Origin of the sequence: uncultured Butyricimonas sp. (genome assembly GCF_959596855.1) — a bacterium.
Lineage (GTDB): Bacteria > Bacteroidota > Bacteroidia > Bacteroidales > Marinifilaceae > Butyricimonas > Butyricimonas muris.
On record NZ_CAUFYA010000022.1, the window covers coordinates 15,169 to 40,499 of the forward strand.

The window sequence follows — 25,331 nt, forward strand, 5'->3', positions numbered from 1 at the left end:
GTTCTGTAAATAGATAATAGTTTTGTAACGTCTATATTTATGTTAGAATACACAAAAGAATACCGTATCGCACAACTCATTGCCAAAGAAATGGCAGGAGAGCTTTCACCGGAGGAAGAAGCCGAATTGCAACAATGGCAAGCAGAACACTCTTCCGGAGCCAAGTTGCATGAGCGAATCTTAAATCCCGACAATAAACGTTCTCGGGATCAGCAATTCCATCGCGTTAACCCTCATGCCTCATGGCAAAAGGTCGAGAAACAAATTGCGCCCGCGCACAAAACAAAATCCCGTACACTTTTATGGTGGTCTAGTGCTGCCGCTGTCGCGATAGTGGCAATCACGATCGGCTTGTTTGTCCCGAGGTATGACAAAACACAACAAGAGGTTCTTCCCGTAGCTGAAATTCATGCAGGAAGTTCAAAAGCGATATTAATCACACCGGAAGGAAGGCAAATCAGTTTATCACAACAATCCACGCAACAAACACTTGATTTAGGTAACGGAATTATTGCCATCAACAACGGAAATGCATTAGAATACAAACGACAAGCAGATTCTTTAAACATCAAACATAAACGACATACAATACAAGTTCCAAAAGGCGGAGAATATGAACTTATCCTACCGGACGGGACGCATGTCTGGATAAACTCGGATTCGGAATTGTCATTTCCTGCTCAATTTGATGAAACAAAACGAGAAGTTGTGCTTTCCGGAGAAGCTTATTTTTCTGTCACAAAAAACGCAGCAAAACCTTTTATCGTGAAAACGAACGGGAATATTGAAGTAAAAGTACTCGGAACGGAATTTAATATTTTGGCATACCCGAATGCCGATGTTATCGAAACTACGCTATGCGAGGGTTCTGTTAACGTGTCGGATAAAAAGCAAAATGTAACATTAACTCCATCCCATCAGGCTGTTTACGAAAAACATTCCAGTAATCTGACTACCCGCAAAGTAGATGTACGTTTATACACGACATGGAAGGAAGGATTGTTCGTGTTTGAAAACAAACCGCTCGAAGAGATCATGACAACACTTTCCCGTTGGTATAATATCAACGTGTTCTATGTCAACCCGGCAGTGAAAAAATACCATTTCACGGGAGATCTGGAGAGATACGGGGATTTCAGAAAGACCCTCGGGATGATAGAAAAAGCGACATCCATACGGTTCAAAGTGAATGGAAATAATATTATAGTGGAAGAAGTTATCAATCAATAAAAAACAGGAGGATCTGAGCCATCCTCCCATTTGTAACCAACTCATAAACAAGTCTATTTAGAAATCGATTATTTAAACTATTAAGTACTCAAAGTTATGGAAAAAAAACGGAAGTACACCTTTGATTTTCATCAAAGGTGGGAGAAAATTCTTCGGATTTTACGAGCAAGCCTCTTGATAGCGCTTATCACAACGATGTATTTCGACGTGAACGCTACCGCACAAGTCATCAAAGTGAGCGTTAAAATGGAAAACGCAACCATCGACGAAATGATTAAAACCGTCAGAACGGAAACGAACTATCGTTTCCTGTATCGGGTAGAAGAGGTTAATAAATACGGGAAACGTAATATCGACCTTCAAAATGTATCCATTGACGATTTCCTCAAGACCTTACTTGCAGGCACCAAGCTATCTTACGAGATTGAAGATGATGTCATCATCATCCGTCCTGCCGATGACAATAAAAAGGAAACTGAAAAACCTCGGACCATAAAAGGGAAAGTACTGGATGACAAAGGATTTACCTTGCCGGGAGCTACCGTCACAATCAAAGGCACAACACTAGGTGTTGTAACCGATGTGGATGGCAAGTTCAAGTTGGAAATACCTAAAATGGATAGTATTATCTTAGTTATTTCTTTCATCGGGTTTGAAACACAAAGTTATAAAGTAAGCAATGATCCTAAAAACGATGAAAACGAGATCGTTATTAAATTGCAGGAAGATGTAAAACAGATGGATGAGGTTGTCGTGACGGGATACGCCAACATCAAAAAGGAAAGTTTTACAGGAAGTTCTGTATCCGTAAAAAGAGATGAATTATTGAAGGTATCGAAAACGAATGTTATCAAGGCTTTACAAGTTTTTGATCCCTCTTTTCGTATACAAGAGAACAATCAATGGGGATCAGACCCGAATACCCTCCCGGAAATGTATATCCGCGGTCGCTCGGGGACAGGAGTAAAAGAACTTGACCCCAACTACACGACAAAAGCCAATTTGGAGAATAACCCGAACCTTCCTCTTTTTATCATGGACGGTTTCCAAGTCAGTATCCAGAAAGTGTATGACTTTGACCCGAACCGGATTGAAAGCATGACCATATTGAAAGATGCGGCTGCCACTGCCATGTACGGTTCCCGTGCAGCGAACGGCGTGGTGGTTATTACCACGGTAGCACCCAAACCGGGTAAAATAAATGTCAGTTATTCCATGACCGGTACGCTTTCCATCCCGGATTTAAGTGATTACAATCTGATGAATGCTAAAGAAAAACTTGCGACAGAAGTTGCCGCCCATATGTTTGAAGCAGATCCCATGTCCTCGTCCTACGAGGATAATCAAGCAACACTAGATAGAGAGTACCAGAGCAAACTAAACAATATTATCGAAGGGGTTGACACTTATTGGTTATCCAAACCGTTAAGAACCGTTTTCAATCACAAACACAGTATATTCCTTGAAGGCGGACACGAAGATTTACGTTTTGGCTTAAATCTAATTTATTCGAACAACGATGGTGTTATGAAAGAATCCAGTCGAAATAATACCGGAGTTGAATTTAGCATAGACTATAGGCTGGGAAATTTCCAAATCAAAGATAAAATTGTTTACCAACAAACCAAAAGTAAAGAATCACCCTATGGTAGTTTTTCCGAATACACGAAAAAGTTACCTTATGACAAATACAAAGATGAAAACGGTAACTATCTAGCACAAACGACAAGATGGAATAACGAATTTGCTGGCAATGGAAAAGATGCGATCAACCCGCTATGGGAAGCCACGTTATCTAGCTTCGACCGGACAAAAGATGAGCTCATCGAAAACGAATTAGGAATAAACTGGTTCATTACATCCTACTTGTTAGCTAAAGGAACATTCAAACTTTCAAAAACAATTAGCGACGGGAAGATATTCGTGGATCCGAAATCCAAAAAAAACACGAATCCATTGTCTGCAACCAATTTAACTTCAGGATCACTAACACAGCGTGATGGCAAAAGTGCATCATGGGAGTTTACTGCTAATTTATCCTACAACAGGAGCGTCGAGAATCACAATATAAACTTCAATCTCGGTATGAATGGTTCCAGTTCAGATTCTCAAAGTACAACAACGATTTATGAAGGATTTCCTTCCGGTATTTTCTCTTCCCCCAATTATGCTGAAAAAGTTAGTGAAAAACCATCGAATTCGAAAGATGTCAGCCACTTGATCGGTTTTATCGGTTTATTAAACTATTCGTATAATGATGTCTATTTATTAGATGCCTCTATACGTACCGATGGTTCATCAAAATTCGGACATAATAAAAAGTGGGCTTTATATTGGTCTGGGGGAGTTGGTATCAACTTACACAATTATGATTTCGCCAAAAATATTGGTTGGCTCAATCTTTTAAAACTACGCACAAGTTACGGATTAACAGGAAACGTGAGTTTCTCCCCGTATGAAGCACAAACCATGTACAAAACCATAGATGATGAATGGTACAAAACAGGATACGGAGCTACACTTATCGCATTGGGAAATGAAGACTTGGGATGGGAGAAAAAATACAAAACGAACTTCGGTATTGATTTTGATATATTCAACGGGATATTGAATCTTTCAGCGGATTATTATATTGAAAAAACCGTTGATATGGTGAATGATGTCACGATTCCTAGTTCTACTGGCTTCACGACTTATAAAGATAATATCGGAGAAGTAAAAGGTAAAGGTTACGAAATTATTTTAAAGAGCAATATCGTCAATAAAACAGACTGGAATTTTAACGTCTATTTCAATCTTGCACATGACAAACGTAAATTCGTGAAAATCGCAGAAAGCCTAAGGGCATACAACAAACAAGTTGAAGAGTATTTTAGCAATAGGGAGAATCAATACTACAATTCAAATTTGGACAGGACTAACGTATCCGAACCGTTCAAACAATTCGTGGAAGGAGGTTCACTAACCCCGATCTATGCCGTTCGTTCCTTGGGTATAGACCCGACAAACGGGCAAGAGATTTTCGTGAAGAAGAACGGTGAAATTACATACACCTGGAATACATCCGACCAAGTAGCATTAGGGGACACGGAACCGGACATCCAAGGTTCCTTCGGTTTTAATCTCCGGTATAAAAACTGGACTTTATTCACCTCTTTCATGTATAAATATGGCGGACAATACTACAATAAGACTTTAATAGAAAAAGTTGAAGACGCAAATATATATGTATATAATGTTGATAAAAGAGTACTAAAGGACAGATGGCAAAAACCCGGAGACCGCGCAAAATACAAATCTTTAGCCGACGGACTTAGTGGTAAAAAAACTCAGCCGACAGAACGTTTCATCCAAAACGAGAACGTGGTAAGTTTAAGTTCTCTTTCTTTAAGTTATGATTTCGATCCCACGTTATTGAAACGTATCGGTGTCAGCATGCTGCGCCTAGAACTCGGAGCCAACGATCTATTCCGCCTTTCCACTGTAAAAGCAGAAAGAGGTCTAAGTTACCCGTTCGCCCGAAGTATGAATATAACATTAAATGCAACTTTCTAAAACAGATATCATGAAATTCAATAAACTATTTTTATATATCATTTTACCATTTATATTAGGAGGCTGTAATGACTGGCTATCGGTTTCTCCCGAATCCAATATAAATGAAGAAGAGCTTTTTGCTAAAGAAGACGGCTACCAAGTAGCATTGAACGGCATTTACAAAAGCATGGCAGGAGCTAGTATGTACGGACAGGAAATGTCTTACGGGGCTTTGGAAATTCTCGCCCATACTTATAGCAACGGTTATTTTAGTGGAGCATACAGTGACATATATAGCAGTAGATTCACGACCGTAAACTCTAAAAATCTTTTTGAAAAGATGTGGAGTACAACCTATAACGCTATTGCCAATTGCAACAATCTTATCGAAAATGTAAAAAATGAACCGACTACTCAATTCGAGGAAGGAGAGATAGGTAAAAACCTTATCTTGGGGGAGGCTTATGCCTTAAGAGGATTCCTGCATTTCGATATGCTGAGGTTGTTTGCTCCTTCCAAAAAGGTGGATGACGGCAAAACTTATATTCCTTATTACGATCGCTATAAATCAACATTTGAGCCTCATTTAACCGTGGATCAAACTCTTGAAAAGATCAAAAACGACCTGCTCACCGCAAAAGACCTTGTAGCCACTTTTGATACACTTCCTGAACATAAAAAATGGTTTTCCGTATCCCATCGTATTGAAGGAAGCCTAACTCCTCCCGACAATTTATTCTATGCCTACAGAGGATATCGCATGAATTATTATGCAATCGTGGCGACACTCGCACGTGTATACTCTTGGGCCGGTGATTTGAAAGAAGCACACGATGCCGCTTTGGAAGTTATTAATGCAAAAGGAGGTGGAGCATATTTTTTCACTCTTCAAAACGGTTCCGTTTTTCCAGAAAATCACAAACTCAATAATGAATTAATCTTTGTATTATCCAACCAAAAATTAATTGAAAATTATAAAGTTTATCTACCCGGGTCGACGGCGGACAGAACAAGTACTTTTTATATTTATCTGAATCAAATGGAATGGTACTCATGGAATCCTCCTACCGAAGATACCAGATATTTAACCTTCCTCGGTACTTATTCATCTAATAAATATCCTTTAAAATATACCTCTCAAACCGGGAAATCATATGGCGAAGACGCTATTCCCATGATCCGGGTTAGTGAAATGTACTACATCGCTTCCGAATACCTATATAAAAATAATCAGTCAGAAGAAGCCTTTAAGATGATTGATCAAGTTCGTAATGTTCGAGGTATTTTAAGTGATCCGATTAAAAATTATATCACTAACGAAGCATCTTTTGAAAAAGAATTGATTAAGGAGATTCATAAAGATTTAATGGTAGAGGGACAAGCTTTCTATTGGTATAAAAAATTCAACCAAACACTAAGCAGGGGTACTATATTCGTTATCCCCACACCTGATAATGAAAATATTAACTAACAAACCCTTCAAATATGAAAACATTTATTTTTCTGATATTCAGTTTTATTATACTTTGGGCTTGCTCGGAGGACAAGACTTACGAGTACAAGTCCGTGAAATACCTGCATTTCTCGAAACCGGAAATACCTGACAGTGCTACAGTTCTGTCATTTACCCACTACCCGGGAGTAACAGAAAAAGAGATCGCTGTTGAAGTACTATTGGCCGGGGATCTCGTATCGAGGCCAACTCCATACCAATTAAAAGTCGATGCCGATTCTACCACTGCAAACGCAGAACAATACTCTTTTGACCTTATACAAGAATTCCCTGCCAATCAAATAAAAGATACAGTCTATATCAAATTATTCAATAAGGAGCTTGAAGGAAAAGAGGTAACTCTTTATATTCGGATAGTCGAGAATGAAAACTTTACCCCCGGTCTTAAAGCGAATCAAGCAGCTAGAATAATTTTCAACAACATCTCCAGCAAACCTGATTGGTGGGATGAAGAGGTTGAAACATTGTTTTTGGGAGAATGGAGTGCTAAAAAGTACTCTGAGTTTGTCAGTTTCACCAAGATTACAGATTTATCTGAATATGAATTTACCGTTAGACGAAAAATATGTCTTGAATTCAAGAAATACCTCAAAGATGAAGGTATTACAGAAGAAGACGGAGTTACTCCTATGGAAATTCCAGTAAATTAATCGAACGCTAAATTATTATGAATATGAAATTAATATATACATACTTAATTATTTTCCTCGCATTCATGAGTTGTTATGATGACAAGGGAAATTACGATTACACGTCATTAAATAATGTAACAATAGGTTCATTTTCAATTTATCCTATTAGTTACGGGGATACTCTTCAATATTCTCCGGAATTAACATTTAGCGGAGATACAGCCTCTAGCAATTTTGATTTCGAATGGACATTATTCGGAACGAAAAAATTTAAATCACGTGATCTTTTCTATATCGTGGACACAATAGGCTCGGGTATCATCATCCTGCATATCACAGATAAAAAAACCGGAGCGATATATAGTCAACACACAACTCTCACCACCAAATCACCTTATGAAACTGACGGATTTGTGATCTTATCCAGAGGAGCAGGTAACGAGTCCATTCTATCCTACCTCCGGCAATCTTATAATTCAAATTATAATGCCACGGAAACCAATTACTATACTTATAAAGATTTTTATAATGTCTACGAGGAGATCAACAAAGAATCCTTAGGACAAGAGCCAGTAAGAATCATGCAACATTTCCACGAAGACGATATTAACCATAATAGTGAAACCGGAAGCTTTTGGATTTTACAAGGTGGTAATAATTCGCTCGATGTATCCGGAATCAGTTTCGAAAAGGATGTGTTGTTAAAAGATCAATTCCTTGATGGTGTCCCTGCCGGATTTGAACCATTCGATATTGTTGATATGACTTGGAGTACCTTCGTGATTGGAAAAGACGGAAAAATGTATAGCCGCAAGAAGAGTAGTCAATTCCTATTTAACACAGGTTATTTTCTAAACGATCCGGTCACTTTTGAAGAAAACGGAGTCACCCATGAAGTAAACGGTCTTGGAGTTATTCACCATCGCTATACAGCAGGAAGTTACACGTTACTATATGAAAAAAATTTGCATAGATTTTTACTAATCATGGATAGCGACCAACAAGTTGCCGGTAAAGTCACGGCACCATTCGTTCCACACGATGCATACGAATCAAGTGACGTCGCACGAATTGATAACCTCGGGGACATGAAAATGATTCATTGTGGCGCATACAAATGGAATAATTATCCGGACGCAATCAGATTCCATGCAATTTTACAAGACCCTGAAGGAATCTTTTATTCCTATGATTTTGGTTTAAATAGCACCAAATATGGAGACGAACCTGCCATATCAACCATAAAACAACAAGTATTACCGGAAGCAACACAACAAGTATTAAGTAATATTATCGGCAACGGTAAAAACATATTCAACACCGGTTACACAGACGCTAGTGCATGGGGAGTAAAACAACTTCTAGGATATGTATTAATTACCCATAACAATGAATTATGGTTACTAAACCGCACTACAGGAACTATCATCCTATATGACACGTTTGAGGCTGATATCACATCTATTGACACTGAAATATATAATGCTTGGGTCGCAGGAATCGGATTAGCAAACGGGAAATTTTACGTGGAAGAAGTTTCTGCACCAGCATACACCAATGAAGTACCTCATAGGATGTTCTCTTTTGAAAAGAAATTTGGAGAAGAAATTATTAGCGTGAGATTCAAGAATGGAAGTACGTGGATGTAATGTAATTCATTCAAGCAAGGACTAAAAAATTCATTCCAAGTACAATCGTAATATAAAACATCAAGCAAGAGCCCGCCTAACAAAGAAAAGTTAGGCGGGCTTCTTACATTTTATAGTGCAAATACTACTCTCGCAACACAGTATCCACGATAACCCGTTCTTTAATAATCTTCGTGTTCAAATAAAGGAAAACAAGGCGGGGATTGGATTCACGCGCCACGAGACTCAATGTGTCTGTATTCAAGAGATCGATCTTCTCTTTAGTCTCGTAAACCTCTTTGCTTCCATCCTCCTCGATGCTAAAGCCTTTTATCAGCAGATAGCCTTCTTGAACACTCCATGTTTTCAGTTCCAACGAGGGGATATTGATCGCTTCACATACACCTCCTTTTTTGAAATGGAAGCCTTTCAACTCTCCGGTTGATTCATAGGTATAAGGATTGCACCATTCTCCGATAATTTTCTTTTCCATCTCTTTTCGTGGATCACTGGCACAAGCCAAACACAATAAGGTTAAACCAATAGTCAACAAATTTTTCATACTATTATTACAGATTAAAATTATTATTTCAAAAATTCACTTCACCAAATCATACTTTTGATCGAACCCACGCTCATTAGCGTGAATTCCTTCTCTCATCCAACGAGGTTCCGGACTCCCTTTCAGGTAATGGTCAAAAAACTGCTTCATCCGAATAGTCCAGTCCGCCTCTGCCGCTTTATTGTACAAGAAATGGCGTTCACCCTTGTAATTTAGCAACCAAGCGGGTTTCTGCAAACGTCGCATGGCAAGAAACAAATTCAGTCCCTCTGAATAGGGGACAGCCTCATCCTTGTCACAATGAAATATCAACAAGGGTGTCTGTATTTTATCGGCATCCAGAATGGGAGAATGGCGAAGATACATCTCCTTATCTTCCCACAAAGATTTACCCAGACGACTCTGTGTTTCCTCGTACATGAACATCCGGGGCATTCCGCTACCCGTACGGATTCCGGTATACGCTGAGACCATACTGGATACGGCAGCCCCCGGACTGGCACAAGCAAACATATTCGTCCGGGTGACCAAATAAGCAACCTGATAACCTGACCAACTATGTCCTTGTATACCGATACGATTCTTGTCGGCAATTCCCTGGTCGATTAGCATTCGCGTACCACTAACCACAGCATCATAGCAGCTTTCACCGGGTGCCCCTACTGTAAAATGTATATCCGGCATAAACACGACATACCCGTTGCTGACATAAGAAACGACATTCAGCATTCCACTACTCCAAGTGGGTACGACATACCAGTGTAAACCCTCGGTATGAGTCTCGTAAAAGTTCACGATGACGGGATAGCGTTTATTCGGATCATAATTCTCCGGCAAATAAAGTAACCCGGCATTTTCTTTGCCCCCGTAATTCATCCACTTGACTAATTTTACGGTTCCCCAAGCATAATCCTTTTGTTGCGGGTTTACATCCGTTATCCGCACGGGACGGGTAAAGTTCAAATCGCTCCACCACAGGTCACGGGATTCGGTGTAACTCTGCCGGGAAAAAATACAATATTTCCCGTTAGCGGAGCGTTGGTTTATTGAAATGGAATAAGCCCCTTCCACCAATTTCTTCATTTTCCTGCCAGGTGAAAAACGATAAATCCCTTCATCCCGGTTATCCAAGTTCACGGAAGTCATTAAAAAGTCATTTTTCAGGTCGAGTATCTTATCGTCGTAGTCATTTTTCAAGCGACGGAACTGGCGACTTGTGGCTCGCCCATAGCCATTCGTCAACGAATAAACTTTTCTTTGACCCGTCAGGTCAACTACCCACATATCATAACGATCGTACAGGACAACCTGATTCCCGTCTTCCGTCCACCCGGCAATGCCGTAAGGCTCGGCGGGCTTAGGAAGGTCGTGCCATTCATTATAAACGGGATAACCTATCTCCCTAGAGATATTGACACGTTCACGGGTTGCCGGATTGATTTTATACCAGGCTTTCTCCAGCGCATCATACCACAAAGCGTACTTACCGTTCGGGCTCCATACCGGTTCCTCGTAAGCATTCCGTTCGAAGAGCACCGCTTCTCCCGTGTTCAAATTAACCAAGTAAATATCTGCGTTAATATCGTTCTTCCAGTCGGCAAAACGCTTATAGGGAGTTCTATCCAAGGTAAAAGCATAATCGCCCCGGTTGTTCTCCGGTAAAATCAACTTTTCCATTTTTTGATTCATTACCCGACAGCACGTCTTCGTGTCGAGATTATAAGCAAATTTCACGTTACTTGCCCTATAATTACCGCTTCGCTGTTGAAGAGAAGAAACCTCATCATCCCAAGTCCATAATTCCAACTCGAAGCGGGTATCTTTCTTTCCTTGCTTTTTCTCCAGTTCCTGGTAGACGGTATCCACGTCCAAAATAATCCGGTTTCCATTAGCAGACAAGCGATAAGCCCGCCCTCGCCATGTATAGTTTTCGGGGAATTGCACCTGATCCCAGTCCACTAAAAACCGGCACTCTCCTTCCGGCAGGGAAAAGGAATAAAGCAGGTTAGGATTTTTACTTCTCGAAGAATCCGACGCAACGGCAAAGGTTCCCTGCATTTGGTGAGGCAATAACGAATAATCTTTTAATATCTTCTCCCTATCCGAAAAAATAATGACGGGAACCCCTCGCAACGGACGGTAGCGCAAAGATTTGTAATCCCCGTGATTCTTGATATAAACCATCGCTTTATGCCCTTTCAACAAGGTGTAATTCTCGACACTATCCATCACGATGGAATCATTCGTCCCGATGTCCCGAATAACCAGTCTTTTCATATCCGGTCGTTCTTTATCTATCGGGTAAGAATAAGTGATTAATTCGGAAGTATTGTATTCCCTAAAATCATATTCCCTGTCCCAATAAATCTTTTTCATGTCATGCAAACGCAACAAGAATGTGGAATCGCAAGCACAGGAATCCACTTCAGAAACCGCCACCGTGTAACGCAACCATTTCCCGTTAGCGAAAAAAGTGGGGCGAACGACGTGTTCAAGTGCCACTTTTGTTTTTTTCTCTGGATGATATAAATAAGTCACGGGGGGCAATGTATCATAACGGGAATCGATATGAACCAACCGATAGGTCACCCATTTCCCATCATCCGAGATATCAGGAGCATCCACTCTTCGCCATAATTTGTATGTAGCCGTGTCCAAAACTCTCTTTTGGGCAAGCCCGATTTCTCCGCTGAAGAGAATCAACAAAAAAATTATTCCGTATTTAATTAATTTCATCATGATAAATTTAATATCCCCTACTTCAAGGATTTTATCTCTTCATAAAATAATCCAGATCTGTCTGATAGTCCGCAGAGGAATCCCCTAAAAGCAAACGGGCAAAATGATGCCACAACTTCCGTTCAAAAAATACCTCAGCATCCCCACCAAACCCATGATCCTGTCCCGGGAGCACCAACATATCAAAATGTTTACCAGCTTCAATCAAAGCATTCACCATACGATAAGTATGAGCCGGATGGACATTGTCATCCATATCCCCCGTCACCAGCAACAAACCACCCTTGTAACGTTTCGCCAAATCCATGTTCGTGCCGACTTTAAATTCATACGTGTATTCGCCCTGGTTACCGAGTACACTGTCTTTCACTTCCCGTTTCTCTTCTTTCACCCCGTTGTGTGTTTCCGTGAACCATTTATTATAAATATAATTGTCATGGTTACCCGCAGTCGCTACCGCCGCCGAATAAAACTCGGGGTATGTACAGATAGCCGCAGCAGCCATAAATCCGCCACCCGAATGACCGAAAATGCCCACTTTACTCCTATCAATATAGGGATATCGATCAGCCAACTGCTCGATAACATATTTGTCATCCGCCAGAGGATAATCCCTCATATTTCCATAACCATAAGTGTGGTAATACTTCCCCCGCATGGGACTTCCCCCTCGGTGTCCCACGGCTATCACGATAAAGCCAAGCTGTGCCAATCGGGTATTATGCTTATGAACAATTTCAAATTGCGTCGGAACATGCTCGTAGAACGGCCCGGGGTAAACCGCTGAAATAACCGGGTAACGTTTGGTTGAATCAAAATCAAACGGTTTCCACATCACCCCGTACAAATCTACCTGCCCATCTGTCGCTTTCACGCTAAAACGTTCCGGAGCTTTCCACCCCATCTCTTTCACACGTGAAATATCCGCTTTCTCCAAATCCATTACCTTTTTCCCACGCTTATCCCTCACCACCATGTGCGGTTCCAAATCCACCCGTTGATAGGTGTCCACGAAATAATTAAAAGACTTCGACCAATCAACCATATGATTTACATCATCAAAAGTCAATTGTTGCACGCTATTCGGTTTATCCAGTTCAGCCCTACACAAGGTATAATAATACGGATCTATATTTTTATCTTTCCCCAAAGCATAAAAATAAAGCACACGGTCCGCAGTATCGATATCACAAATCGGTCCCGCAACCCAAGCTCCCGATGTAATTTCATTTTTCAAATTTCCTTCCCCATCATACAAATAATAATGTCCCCATCCCGTACGCTCGGAGCGATACACAATATCCTCACCGTCATTCAAAAACGAAATATTTACCATCTTGAAATCCAAAAAAGGTTTATCTTCCTCGTGAATCAGTACCTTCGTTGTTCCCGTGTTCAAGTCCGCCACACACAACTCTTTCTCGTTAAAAGCTCTGTTAATACGTTCAAAATAAACCTTATCCGATTTTTTATTCGTGTACAGCACTTCTACATATTGATCCTGCCATTTAGCCGTTTCCACTCTCGTGATTTTGTTCGTTTCCACGTCTATAATCAATAATTCACTTTGGGAAATCTCCTTATCTCCCGGCATGTCATATTTATACGTCTTCAATGTCGGACGAGGATTGGACAAACTATTCACCAGATACAAGTCTTCCACTTTACGGGCATCTTCCCGCACGGCATACACCTTTTTAGAATCCTTAAACCATGCCGCAATCGATTCGACCTCCACGTCCGATCCCTCAAACTCTTTGGCAAAAGTAAAATCCTTCTCCGCATCAAATGTCAATTGAACGGCGGTCGTATCCTTTCCTTTTTCTTGATTCCCCCTGACGTATAAATTATGATTCAAGGCATATAATATATAAGCACTGTCCGGCGAATATTTCATCCATGACTCTTTCCCCACCCAAGGTTTCAAGGTATCAATCTTTTCCACCAGTTTTGTTTTAAACGTGTATCTATATTTTGCCCCGTCAAATTCAAAAGTGAAAGAACGTTCTTTCTTATCAAATTCCAAAGCCTGCAAAGACAGTGTTTTCGAGTTATACGCCTTTCTTGTCTCCTTGCTTATTTGCGCCAATAATTCGTCATTATCAAACAGCAGACGTTTAATTTTTCTCGCCGGGTCCACGTAATAATATCTTTTCCCCTTACTATCTGAAAAATAATACCAGAAACGCTCGGAATCATTGATAAACTCCGGTCGAATAGCCATACTATTTCCCGAAATACCTTCTATATCGTACTTGTTGAAACGTTGTGCCAACTTATAATTTGCTTTCTGCTGCCCAGTTGCAAAAAGAACACAAAACAGCAAACCCATTAAAACAATATTTCTCTTATTCATACCTTGTTTCCTTTTCAATATTCATCTTCAATAACAGTTTCATCTCCCAACAAATATTTCGCAAAATGATACCATAAACGACGCTCGAAATATTTTTCCGCTTTTCCCCTGAAGCCATGGCCGTTCCCCGGCAAAATAAGCATTTCAAAATTCTTTCCCGCCTTAATCAAAGCATCCGCCATCCGCAACGTGCTTGCCGGATGTACCGTCTTATCTATATCTCCACTAACTAATAGTAAATGCCCTTTCAAATGTTCTGCCAATTCCATATTCGTGGGAACTTTACAAGCATACATGTAGATGGTACTGTCTTGCCCGTCACGACCTTTGACCGTTTTAAGAGACTCACGCACACCATGATAGATTTCCGACCACCCACGATTGAATATATTGTTGTCATGATTCCCTGCAGAAGATACGGCAGCCGTGTAAAAATCCGGATAAGTACAAATGGCCGCAGTAGACATAAAACCTCCCCCGGAATGCCCGAAAATCCCAACCTTCGTGATATCAATATAAGAACAGCGATCTGCCAACTGTTCAATGACATACTTATCATCAGCCAAAGGATAATCACGCAAATGTCCATACCCGTACCGATGATAAAATTTCCCCCTCAAAGGACTACCTCCCCGATGCCCCACAGCAATCACGATAAAACCAAGTTGAGCCAATCTCGTGTTATAACCGTCATTCAAATGAAACGAAGTATTCACGTACTCGAAAAACGGACCGGGATACACGGAAGAAATAATCGGGTATTTCTTATTCGGGTCAAAATCTGCCGGTTTCCACATAATACCGTACAAATCCGTCAATCCGTCAGCCGCTTTCACAGTAAAGCGTTCTGGGGCACACCATCCCAACTCCTTCAAACGCCGAGTATCCGGTTTTGCCAATTCCATAATCATTTTTCCTTGGTTATTCTTCAACACAAATTTAGGTTCCGTATCTACCCGAGAATAGGTATCTATGAAATAACGCCGTGAAGTCAAAAATGAAATACTATGCTGGGCATTCTCCGTCGTTAACAACGTAACTCCCTCTTTGTCTATATTAGCTTTATACAACATATAATAATACGGGTCAATATCTTTTTCCCGTCCATAACCGTAAAAGTAAATCGCACGTCCTACCGTATCAATAGCAGCCATGTGTCCAGCAACCCATGCGCCGGAAGTAATCACGTTTTTCAAACGTCCTTCACCGTCGTAATGATAATAGTGTCCCCATCCTGTGCGTTCCGAACGAAACAAAATATCCTTTCCGTCATTCAATATTACCGTATTTTGCATATGATAATCACGAAAAGGTTTATCTACCTCGTGTATCAATTCTTTCACATCCAAAGTTTCCGTGTTCACCACACAAATATCCACCTCGTCCCACGTGCGTTTAAAACGCTGAAAGAAAAGTTTATCCCCTTTCTCCCCGGGGTAAAGTACCTGAATATATTGATCCGTCCATTTGTCAGCAGGAACCCGATTGGCTGTTTTCTTTTCCACATCAATAATCCACAACTCATATTGACACAAATCCTTTTCCCCAGGCATCTCGTAGCGGTATTTTTCAAGCATAGGACGCTTCGTCAAAGAATTTACCACAAACATATCTTTCAATTTCCGAGTATCTTCACGCACGAGATAAATATGCCTAGAATCTTTAAACCAACGGGCATCGGTTTCCGCCTCTCCTCCCTTATCATCCTCGGCATCCCGGGCAAAAGAGTAATACTTCTCCCCGTCCGTGGTCAATTGAATCTCGGTCGTATCCATACCTTTGTATTTATTTCCCCGCATGTACAAGTTATGATTCTTAGCGTACAATATATATTTTCGATCTGGCGAAAAATTCATCCAAGAATATATGTCTCCCTCCTCCTCCGCATCCTTTTTCTCCTCTATCGCCCGTACTTTTTTAGTCTCAAAATCAAATTCATATTTTCCGTCCATGGAAAAAGTCATCTTTGTCAAATCCTTGGAAAACTTCATGCCGGATATCCTTAAATCTTTCTCATTATAAGCTTTACGAGTTATTTGGCTAACTCCTTGAGCTATATCCGAGTTGTTGAAAAGCAAACGTTTCTCTCCTTTTACCGGATCGACAAAATAAAAATTCCGCCCCTCTTCCGTGACAAATTCAAACCAAAATTTATCCGTATTGTTAATTTGTCGCGGAAATATACTCATACTGTATTTTCCCAACAAACCGCCAAATGAAACCGCCTGAAACTTTTCAGCCAATTTATAATTTGCTTTTTGCTGCGCATTTCCCCCGGCAAATAACAATAGTAATGGCAATAACATGCACACTCTTTTCATAATACAATCTGATTTACATGCAATTATACAATTCCTTTTTTTTTCATACAACACGAAAGGTCTTCGGAGGGAATAATATTCCTCCCCCCGAAATCCATATCTAAAAATAACATTCTAATACAAACCCGGATAACTCGGATTAGTCCCGTGTCCAAATTTATACTCTATATCAACAATCTCACCAAAGCCGCCTTTATGGTATAACTCCAACAATTCGGCAGAATCCTTATCTTGATTACATTTCACCTCAAACACATATACTTCTCCCGATTTCAATGCTACAGCCAAATGAGCGTTAAGCAACTGGTTATAATCTTTATAATCCTTCACGGCAAGTCCGACTATTTCTGACCCGAAGTGCGGGACTGAGGTTAAATTCAGAATCAAGCCATCCCAATAATTATAAATATTCAACTTATTACCGGAAGCCACTACCAATAACTCCTTCCAAGGCAACAAAGCCGCACATCGATAATCATTCATAATTGCAGCCGGTAATTGGGCATACTCACTTGATTCGACAATCATTTTTTGTCCGGGTTTATAACGATCAGTTTCTGCATTCAATTCATAATAATGCCAATAATAGTCATCACCATTTTTCAATATCGAAATATAAGCAGGAGAAGTATAGTAATTCGCTCTATTCGCCCAAGCATGAAATACGAATTCCCACTCAACATCCCTAAATAAAAACGGATGATTTCTTTCTGGAACATTACCCAACTCTAAATAAGAACCGACATAATTTGCAGGTGTTATCGTGTAACTTTTATCATTATAAGCACATTGACCATCATCCATAATACCAAAATACGTATTGTCCTCACCAATACCCACCACCAAGAAATTGTCAGTATAATCTCCTTTAAAATAAGGCAATAAGGCTTTTACTTTCTTCCCGTTCAAACTCGGATCATTCAAATAAAATCCGGAATGCAAGTCTACCGCAACAGAAAGATTGGTCATATAAATATAATTATCTGCATTTAACAACCATTTCCCATCATAACATAACACCGCATCTACCGGATCAAAATTGTCCGGAACTCCATCAAAAAACTCATTTTTCGCAGAGCCAACCGGAGCCAATTCAATACCATCCAATTCTACAACTCCACTTTCCTGCAATACCATCACCTCATCTTCCACAAGAAATCCCGCTGCAGAGGGATAAATAAAATTCTCGACCAATTTACGAGGTCCCTGCCCCAAACCGGGCGTAACATTCATGAGTTCTCCTACATATACGATAGTATCTCTAGGTTTTTCCTCACCATCAACATACACTACTTTGGACTGTTTTTTACTCAATATCATCGACAATTGCGACTCATTACCAGCACCTCTAGACAAGATCAACCAGCCGTTTTTCTTCGGAGCCACCACATATACAGATATTTCCATAGTAAACGTAACACCAGTTTTATTATCCGTAGAACAAAACAACAATGTAAAATCACCCAACTCTTCTGCCACGTACGTGTAATTCAATTTATCGCTCAACAAAATCATTTCCTCTTCTTCTCCCGAATACCACGCATAAGAAGCATCAGGACTTAAGGTATCGATCGAGAAATGCACCTCCGGTTCAAATTTAATTTCCTCCCCCGGATACAACGTGTAGCTATATCGCACACCATCAACACTCCAATTCGTAAAATCATTCAAATCCTTATAATCGTAGTTACTTTTATCATCCAAGCACCCCACGGTAAACAATAGAATGAATATATATATTAATTTTTTTTTCATAATAACTCATTTTTTATCCTACAGCAGGAATAATTATTTCATTACCAAATTCATCTTTTAATGGAGCCTTACCCGATGCTATATTTTCCGGATCGCTATTGAATGCTTCAATCCGATACTTCAAGCGTAAAGAATACTTCTTCAAAATCATCTTGTCTTGTCCGTCAAATTCCACCCCATCTTTCGCCAATTCTTCCAAAAACATCGTGTATTTAGTTTCAGAATAATCCCCTAAATAAAGATATTCTGCAATATTATACTGGGGCTTACCTCCATAACCACCGTCCCACTCAGTCCACCACTGAGGACGTTCAATTTTATCCGATACCCAAATAATTGATCGGGTATACTTATCATCACCCTCTTTAACCCATTCCGTTTCATCAACTTTCAACATTAAACGACAAGCTTTTTCTTTCAACAACTCCCCGTTCAATAACGTGATTTCTATCGTATCTTGTGATGCCCCTGCCGGGAATACACATTTCTCGGGTAACACGTACAAGTCGGAAGGTAATGTGGTGTATTTCTCGTCTGCCGACACCGTGTACTCCCGCTCTTCTGTCAACCAAACCCCATTGGATTTCATTGGAATTCGTACACGAATCTCGCCACTTGGGTAAGCTTTAAATGAATAAGTAACACTATCGACAGTAGCATCAGCCACGAAATACACGTAAAGCGTATTATCGTTATATTCCATGATATCCTTTTCACTACAAGCTGAAATAACACCCATCCACGCGAATAACAATAATATATATCTTCTCATAATCTATTAATTTATATTGGTTTCAATATCAGGAAGAGGAACTACAAACACACTTTCCGAAGCCTTCACAAAACGACCTTGTGCCTCTGGAATGTCTTTATTTAAACGCTTGTAAATAAAATAAATCTGTCCTTCTCCCAACCACTCGCGACGCATATCATTAATCAAAATATCCATAAATTCGTTCGCATCGGCACGAGCAATATTTATCATTGAAGCATCGCGATCCTTCAATCCGCGACATTTTTTCACGTATGTCAAATAAGTCTTCGCCTTACTCAATCCTTCCGCCCCTCTCTTACACAAAATCTCTGAAGCAATGTAATACATCTCACTCATTCTGAGCAGTGGCACAAGATGATCAGAAATCTCTATTACACTTTTCGTGGAACCAGAAGTCATCGCATCATATTTCCTAAATCGAAAATAATTGTGTTGGTTTTTTATATCTTCAACCCAATATGTAAAACGATAATCGTTACTCTTCATAATCTCTTCGCCCGCAATATCCTCTTTTTCCAAGTCTTCGCCAAAATAATTTCTTTCGAGCTCAGAAACACATAAATAACGCGCCCTATTTTCATTTTCCATCTCATTTACTGCTGAATTATACTTTAACAAATCAATCACATGCAATCCGAATATAACATCAGCATAACATTTTCGATCCCCCCGACTATAGTTATTTGCCATACCAAAAGCTCTTGTCTGTGAAGCAAAACGAATCACTTCATTAGCTTGCTCTAAAGCCTCATCCTCTTTCTGCGCATACAAATATACCCGTGCTAATAACGCCGTTGCCGCCCAATAATTCATGTGAAAACCTCTATTAACAAGAAATCCCGCATCTGTTTTAAAATTATCATTTACACTGAACGTCCGAGCCGAATCGAACTTCCACAACAATTGCTTTGCATCTCTCAAATCTCTGGCAATCAAATCCAAGCATTCGTCGACTGTTTTAGGATTTGAAACGTAAGAAGGATAAATGTCCACATAAGGGATAAACTTACGTTCCCCAGGATTAGCAGCCGGGGATGGCGCAAACAAACGCAACATATCAAACTGTATAAAGGCTCGCAACACCAAGGCTTCTCCCAAAATCATATTTCTTTCCCACCATCCCTTTTCAAATTTCTCCGGTTCCGCATGTTCTATCTGCTGTACCAAATTATTACAATTAGCCACAATATTATATGCCTCTTTCCAAATCGAAGTGATGATCGGCTTGAAATCATAATATTCCCAATCATAATTATCTGCCCCATATTGCATGTCCCCCACACGACCAGATTTACTATAATCATACACTTGTCCCAACGCATCAACATCCCCCCATGTCAAGTTCTTTCCATACAAATTTATTGATTCCATACTATAATAGATGCCATTCAAAGCGTGGCGAAAACCATTTCCCGTGCTGAACAATTTCTCCTCAGAAATCTCATCCTCCGGCTCCACGTTCAACCACTCATTGCAGGAAAACATGAAGAATGACAAACCTAAAATCAAATATAATAACTTATTTCTCATATCTTAACTAACTAAAAAGTTGCACGTAAAGAAAAATTCACAGAACGGGCAAAAGGATAACTAGTTCCCCTTTCTTGTTTTACCGTCGACAAACGGAACAACTCGTTCGTACTCGCTTCCAAACGCAATGTCTTCAAATAAATCTTGCGAAGCCAAGCCGAATTAAAATCATAACTCACCGTCAATGCACTCAACGACAAGACATTCTCATCCTGTACAAAGCGGGAGGTCGGTAACGTTACATGATCCATATCTTGTATATCTTTCAGCGGAGTAATATCTCCCGGCTTTTCCCAACGCTGAGTCAACACTCGTTTATCCACGTTACTCCCCTGAATATCGGCATTCTCCACGTTCATCACCAACGTTTCATTGTACGTCTGTTTACCCCACTCATAAGCAAACGAGGCAAACAATGAAAAATTCTTATACGTGGCATTTATACCAAATGAACCGCTAGCCTTAGGCTCTGTATCACCAAGTACAACCTCTTCAGTCGCTTTCCACACGTTACTGACTTTACCGTTACGATATTGATACAACTCCTTACCATTCGTCGGATCGATACCCAATGAACGTACACCATAAATCGCAGTCAAAGAAGACCCCTCTTCATATTTCATGACCGGTTTAATAAAATCCTTATATGTCTTCCCTTCAGCTATCCAGTCAGCAGAAGAGGTCTGATCTTCTTCTGCGGCTTGATAATATTCATTTACTTGAGAATTATATGCTTTCAAAGCATCCGACACTTTCAATATCTTATTCGTGTTATGGTTCAAATTTCCCCATAATGCCACTTGCCAATCTTTGTTCTGCACGATATTAAAACGGAACTGAATATCTATTCCCTCATTCAATGTTTCTCCTAAATTACTCTTGTAAGAAGAGAAACCCGCAGACCCCGGCAAGGTTACGTCCGTAATCAAATCCACGGTTTTATTGTGATAATAATCAAATACCAACGAAATTCGACTATTCCAAAATTCCATATCCGCACCAACATTCAGCTTATTCGTTGTCTCCCACTTCAAGTCCCGGTTTCCCAAAGCCCTCAGTGCCACACCGAAGCCACCTATATACCAACGATCAAAAGTCTTATAAACTGTTTTCGCACTATACGACGGGAAATTCACCTTACCAGTCTGCCCATAGGAAGCTCGAAGTTTCAAACGATTAATAATTTTACTACTTCTCCAAAAGCTATAATTATGCACGTTAACACCCGCCCCGAAAGACCAGAATGGAGCCCATTTCTGATCGGAACCAAATTCTGACGACCCATCAAAACGAGCAGAAACATCTGCCAAATAAATATCATTCCACGTGTAATTTGCCATCAACAAAAAACCCGCCAAACGACTTTCTCCCTGATTTTTATTCGGTTTCACATAAATCTCTGCTGCATAATTAGGCGAATGATACTCCCCCGAAGGGAATCCGCGATAATGACTGGAAGTAGTTTCCGAGAAACGAGAAGTAGCATTCATCACAGCAGAAGCATTCACGGCATGTCCTCCGAACACTTTCGAGAAATACGCCCCAACCTGCATATCCCAATTGGTAGATTCTCCTTTCGTCAAATAAAGATCACCCGCCAATGCACTATCTTCTCCAGTAGCCGACACATTAGAAGAAAGAGGATCTATGAAACGTTCCCTCTTATTCAACTCTTTGGTTATAGCAAACTGACCTTTCAAATAGAAATAATCAGTCAAATACCACTGTGCCATCAAACGCTCGATAAAAACATCCCCCTTTTCAATATCAAAATTCGCCAAAAGAGCCTCATACAAAGGATTATTCAATTGTGTCTCACTATGAGTGCGTTTAGAAAAATCCAATTTACCTTTAATTATATCTCCATTTTTGTCATAAGGACGATCATAAGGCTGTAAATGAGCATAATCGGAGAAATCACCGTAAGGAGATTCATTTGCTTTCATGTAATTGTACTCTATATAATTCACAACCTGCAAATTCTTAAGTCGATAATCCACGTGAAATCCCAAATTGACTGTATTCCGGTAAGAATCTTTCATAACACCATTATTGTTATTGTAAGCAAGATCAAGCCCGTAACGTAAATCGGCATTTCCCCCTTCAATCGACAAGCTATGCTTATGATTTAGGGCATTTCGCAAAGGCAGCGACAGCCAATCCGTGTTTACACCTTCCTGCACTCGCAACAAACGTTCATTATATGCATTTAACGCCTGACGCCAAGTCATATAATATTTAGTCGTGTAAATCCCTGCTTTCGTTTCAATCTCCAATTTTTCTCTAGCCGAAGCCAAATTATAATCCGAAAGATCAGGCATGGAAACGGTTCCAGTCAAACTATAAGAAATAGTCACCTCCCCCGGCTTGGGAGCAACAGTCGTGATCACGACAACACCATTCGCCGCACGGGAACCATACATAGCAGTGGCAGCCGCATCTTTCAATATCTGAATATTCTCCACCCGCATCGGGTCCATATCGTACACCTTCTGCACGCTGACCTCGAAGCCGTCCATGATAAAAACCGGAAGGTTCGGGTTATTTTTCAACGAAGATTTGGATAAGGCATCTTTATCCAATTCTTTCACCCCAATACCGGAACGCCCGCGGATGTAAATCTCCGGTATAGCATTCGGGTCTGATCCCCATTTATTACTTTGCTGGATACGAAACGAGGGATCAAATGAAGACAACGCTTGAATAACATTCGTGGAAGAGGCTTTTAACAAATCCTCACGCTTCACGGAAACCGAACTACCCGTGAAACTCTCTTTCCTGATATTACCATATCCCGTCACGACCACCTCGTCCATCTCCTCCACGTCTTCCTTCATCGTGATAACCAATTCTTTTCCATCGTTCTTCCGGTCGTTGCTCAATCGATAATGAATGGTTTCCATTCCAATAAACGAGAATACCAGGATTGTGCTATCCATCTGCGGTATCTCGACTTTAAACTTACCATCGATATCTGTCACCATCCCCAGTTTCGTTCCTTTTATAAGAATTGTAACCCCGGGCAGCGGCTCGCCTTTTCCATCGATCACTTTACCGTTTATCAAGCGAGATTTTTTCTCCACCTTCTCATCTTTTGCCGGGGTAATAATGACAACATCGTTTTGAATAACATAAGACAAAGGCGTGTCTTTCAACAACAACTTCAACGTTTCGTCCAACGTTGCATCCGTCACCTTCAGATCTCGTTTTCCATACTTCGCTACCTCTTCTATCTGGTACAAAAAACGATAACCTGTTTTTTGACTCACGTCCATGATAGCTTGATCAATCGTAACATTTACCAGATTTATCGTCAATCTTACGACCTGCGACTTTGCCTCTACCTGCAGGAAGAAGAGAGAGATAAACAGAAGAAGAAGGCTGCGTTTAAAAATAAATCGCATCTTTTCAAATCTTTGCATTCCGCTAAAGACTCCGTTTCCGTTTTTTTTCATACATTTACATGCTTAATAATTAATAATTGACTTTTTAATCGTTATTAAACTCACCTAGGAGCAGAAAATATTGGTACTATTTTCTGCTCTTTATATATAACAACATCTATTTGAATATTTTATTCACGAACACTGTTCTCCCTTTCACCTCGAAATGCACCCGCGTAGCCTTCTCCAGCATATCCAATATCTCCGTGAAATCCTCGTACCGGGTTAACTCCCCGGAAAAATGATACTCTTTCAGCTCCGGATTCACCCAAAATATATCGATATTATACCAGCGTCCCAAACGATTCATGATATCCTCCAGCGTGTTGTTCAACAACACAAAACGTCCGTCTTTCCACGCAGAATAAAGACTAGCGTCTACCTGCCGGACAACAAGTTGCCCGCCCTCTCCATTATACACGACCTGTTGATTGGGTTGAATCTTCACACTCTGCTTTTCGTCATACACCCGAACCAATCCTTCGTTCAACGTGGTTTCCACAATTTTCTTATCCGGATAAGCCTGCAAATTGAACTGAGTTCCCAAGACCTCGACCGCAATCTTGTCATCCGCATTCACGACAAACGGACGTGCTGCATCTTTTCTAACAATAAAGAAAGCCTCACCCCGCAAAAAAACATCCCGTTCGTTCTTCCCGAATTTTACGGGAAATCGAATCTCTGAATCCGAATTCAAAAATACCTCCGTACTATCGGACAAAAACAACTTGTACTCTCCGCCGCGAGGCACCCGAATGGTATTATACACTAGAACATCTCTTCCACTTTCTCCCGCAATCTCTTCATAAGAAACTTGACGACCATCATTTTTGGCTATCATGCCGCTTCCCAAAGCGATTAATTGTTTCGTACTATCCTGCAATACAATTTCGTCACCGGAAGAAGTAATCAGAACAGCCTTGGAACCACCCGTTTCGATATGAGCTATCGGTTGCGCAATCTCTCGTTCCATCGGCTTTCTAAAAAGTCCCCAATACAACCCTACCCCGACAAGTAAAATCATAGAAGCCGCTATCCCCATCCACCAGGGAAATATACTCCGGCGTTTATCCTGTTCTACCAACTGCTTCTTGAGCAACTCCCATGACTCATTCACTTCAAAACGCCCAGCATATAAATCCCGGTCGGGAACATTTTTCCCTTCAAGGATACATTGAAACAATTCCCCGTTCCGAACATCCTCTTTCAACCACGCCTCCAATTTTTCTTCTTCAGCGGGAAGAATTGTACCGACCATTTTTTTGGCGATCAAACGAGATATTTTATAATCCTTCGGATATTCCATCATA

Annotated in this window: 14 protein-coding genes; 5 read left to right on the forward strand and 9 right to left on the reverse strand. The window is 40.4% G+C overall.

Features of this window, described 5'->3' with window-relative positions; genetic code table 11:
• Positions 1-39 precede the first annotated feature (39 nt).
• From Q5866_RS10890 to Q5866_RS10910, 5 genes are all read left to right on the forward strand, one after another.
• Positions 40-1,230, forward strand: coding sequence for a FecR family protein (locus tag Q5866_RS10890; RefSeq protein ID WP_303180230.1), 1,191 nt, complete (start codon positions 40-42; stop codon positions 1,228-1,230).
• 96 nt (positions 1,231-1,326) lie between these two features.
• Positions 1,327-4,785 (forward strand): SusC/RagA family TonB-linked outer membrane protein, encoded by a 3,459-nt coding sequence (locus tag Q5866_RS10895; protein ID WP_303180232.1) that lies wholly within the window; start codon positions 1,327-1,329, stop codon positions 4,783-4,785.
• Between the two features lie 10 nt (positions 4,786-4,795).
• Entirely contained in the window at positions 4,796-6,238 is a 1,443-nt protein-coding gene (locus Q5866_RS10900) for a RagB/SusD family nutrient uptake outer membrane protein (protein ID WP_176554935.1), read from the forward strand.
• Between the two features lie 14 nt (positions 6,239-6,252).
• Positions 6,253-6,930 (forward strand): DUF4843 domain-containing protein, encoded by a 678-nt coding sequence (locus Q5866_RS10905; protein ID WP_303180235.1) that lies wholly within the window; start codon positions 6,253-6,255, stop codon positions 6,928-6,930.
• A 23-nt stretch (positions 6,931-6,953) separates the two neighbouring features.
• Complete coding sequence (locus Q5866_RS10910) at positions 6,954-8,561, forward strand: PKD-like family lipoprotein (protein ID WP_303180236.1); 1,608 nt, start codon at positions 6,954-6,956, stop codon at positions 8,559-8,561.
• Positions 8,562-8,685: 124 nt separating this feature from the next.
• On the opposite strand, the gene Q5866_RS10915 is transcribed toward Q5866_RS10910, so the two are convergent.
• The 9 genes from Q5866_RS10915 to Q5866_RS10955 form a co-directional block, all read right to left on the reverse strand.
• Positions 8,686-9,102 (reverse strand): lipocalin family protein, encoded by a 417-nt coding sequence (locus Q5866_RS10915; RefSeq protein ID WP_099290703.1) that lies wholly within the window; start codon positions 9,100-9,102, stop codon positions 8,686-8,688.
• Between the two features lie 36 nt (positions 9,103-9,138).
• Positions 9,139-11,841, reverse strand: coding sequence for a prolyl oligopeptidase family serine peptidase (locus Q5866_RS10920; RefSeq protein ID WP_303180239.1), 2,703 nt, complete (start codon positions 11,839-11,841; stop codon positions 9,139-9,141).
• 31 nt (positions 11,842-11,872) lie between these two features.
• Positions 11,873-14,197 (reverse strand): DPP IV N-terminal domain-containing protein, encoded by a 2,325-nt coding sequence (locus Q5866_RS10925; protein ID WP_099290817.1) that lies wholly within the window; start codon positions 14,195-14,197, stop codon positions 11,873-11,875.
• 14 nt (positions 14,198-14,211) lie between these two features.
• Positions 14,212-16,518, reverse strand: a complete 2,307-nt coding sequence (locus Q5866_RS10930) for a DPP IV N-terminal domain-containing protein (protein ID WP_303180240.1) — start codon at positions 16,516-16,518, stop codon at positions 14,212-14,214.
• 114 nt (positions 16,519-16,632) lie between these two features.
• The gene (locus tag Q5866_RS10935) at positions 16,633-18,273 is read right to left on the reverse strand and encodes a PKD-like family lipoprotein (RefSeq protein ID WP_303180241.1); all 1,641 of its coding nucleotides are present in this window, start codon (positions 18,271-18,273) and stop codon (positions 16,633-16,635) included.
• 13 nt (positions 18,274-18,286) lie between these two features.
• Entirely contained in the window at positions 18,287-19,045 is a 759-nt protein-coding gene (locus Q5866_RS10940; protein WP_099290707.1) for a DUF4843 domain-containing protein, read from the reverse strand.
• Positions 19,046-19,051: 6 nt separating this feature from the next.
• Positions 19,052-20,578, reverse strand: a complete 1,527-nt coding sequence (locus Q5866_RS10945) for a RagB/SusD family nutrient uptake outer membrane protein (protein WP_303180242.1) — start codon at positions 20,576-20,578, stop codon at positions 19,052-19,054.
• An 11-nt stretch (positions 20,579-20,589) separates the two neighbouring features.
• Positions 20,590-24,033, reverse strand: a complete 3,444-nt coding sequence (locus Q5866_RS10950; protein WP_099290709.1) for a SusC/RagA family TonB-linked outer membrane protein — start codon at positions 24,031-24,033, stop codon at positions 20,590-20,592.
• 106 nt (positions 24,034-24,139) lie between these two features.
• On the reverse strand, positions 24,140-25,330 hold the full coding sequence (locus tag Q5866_RS10955; protein WP_303180243.1) for a FecR family protein: 1,191 nt from the start codon (positions 25,328-25,330) through the stop codon (positions 24,140-24,142).
• Position 25,331 lies beyond the last annotated feature (1 nt).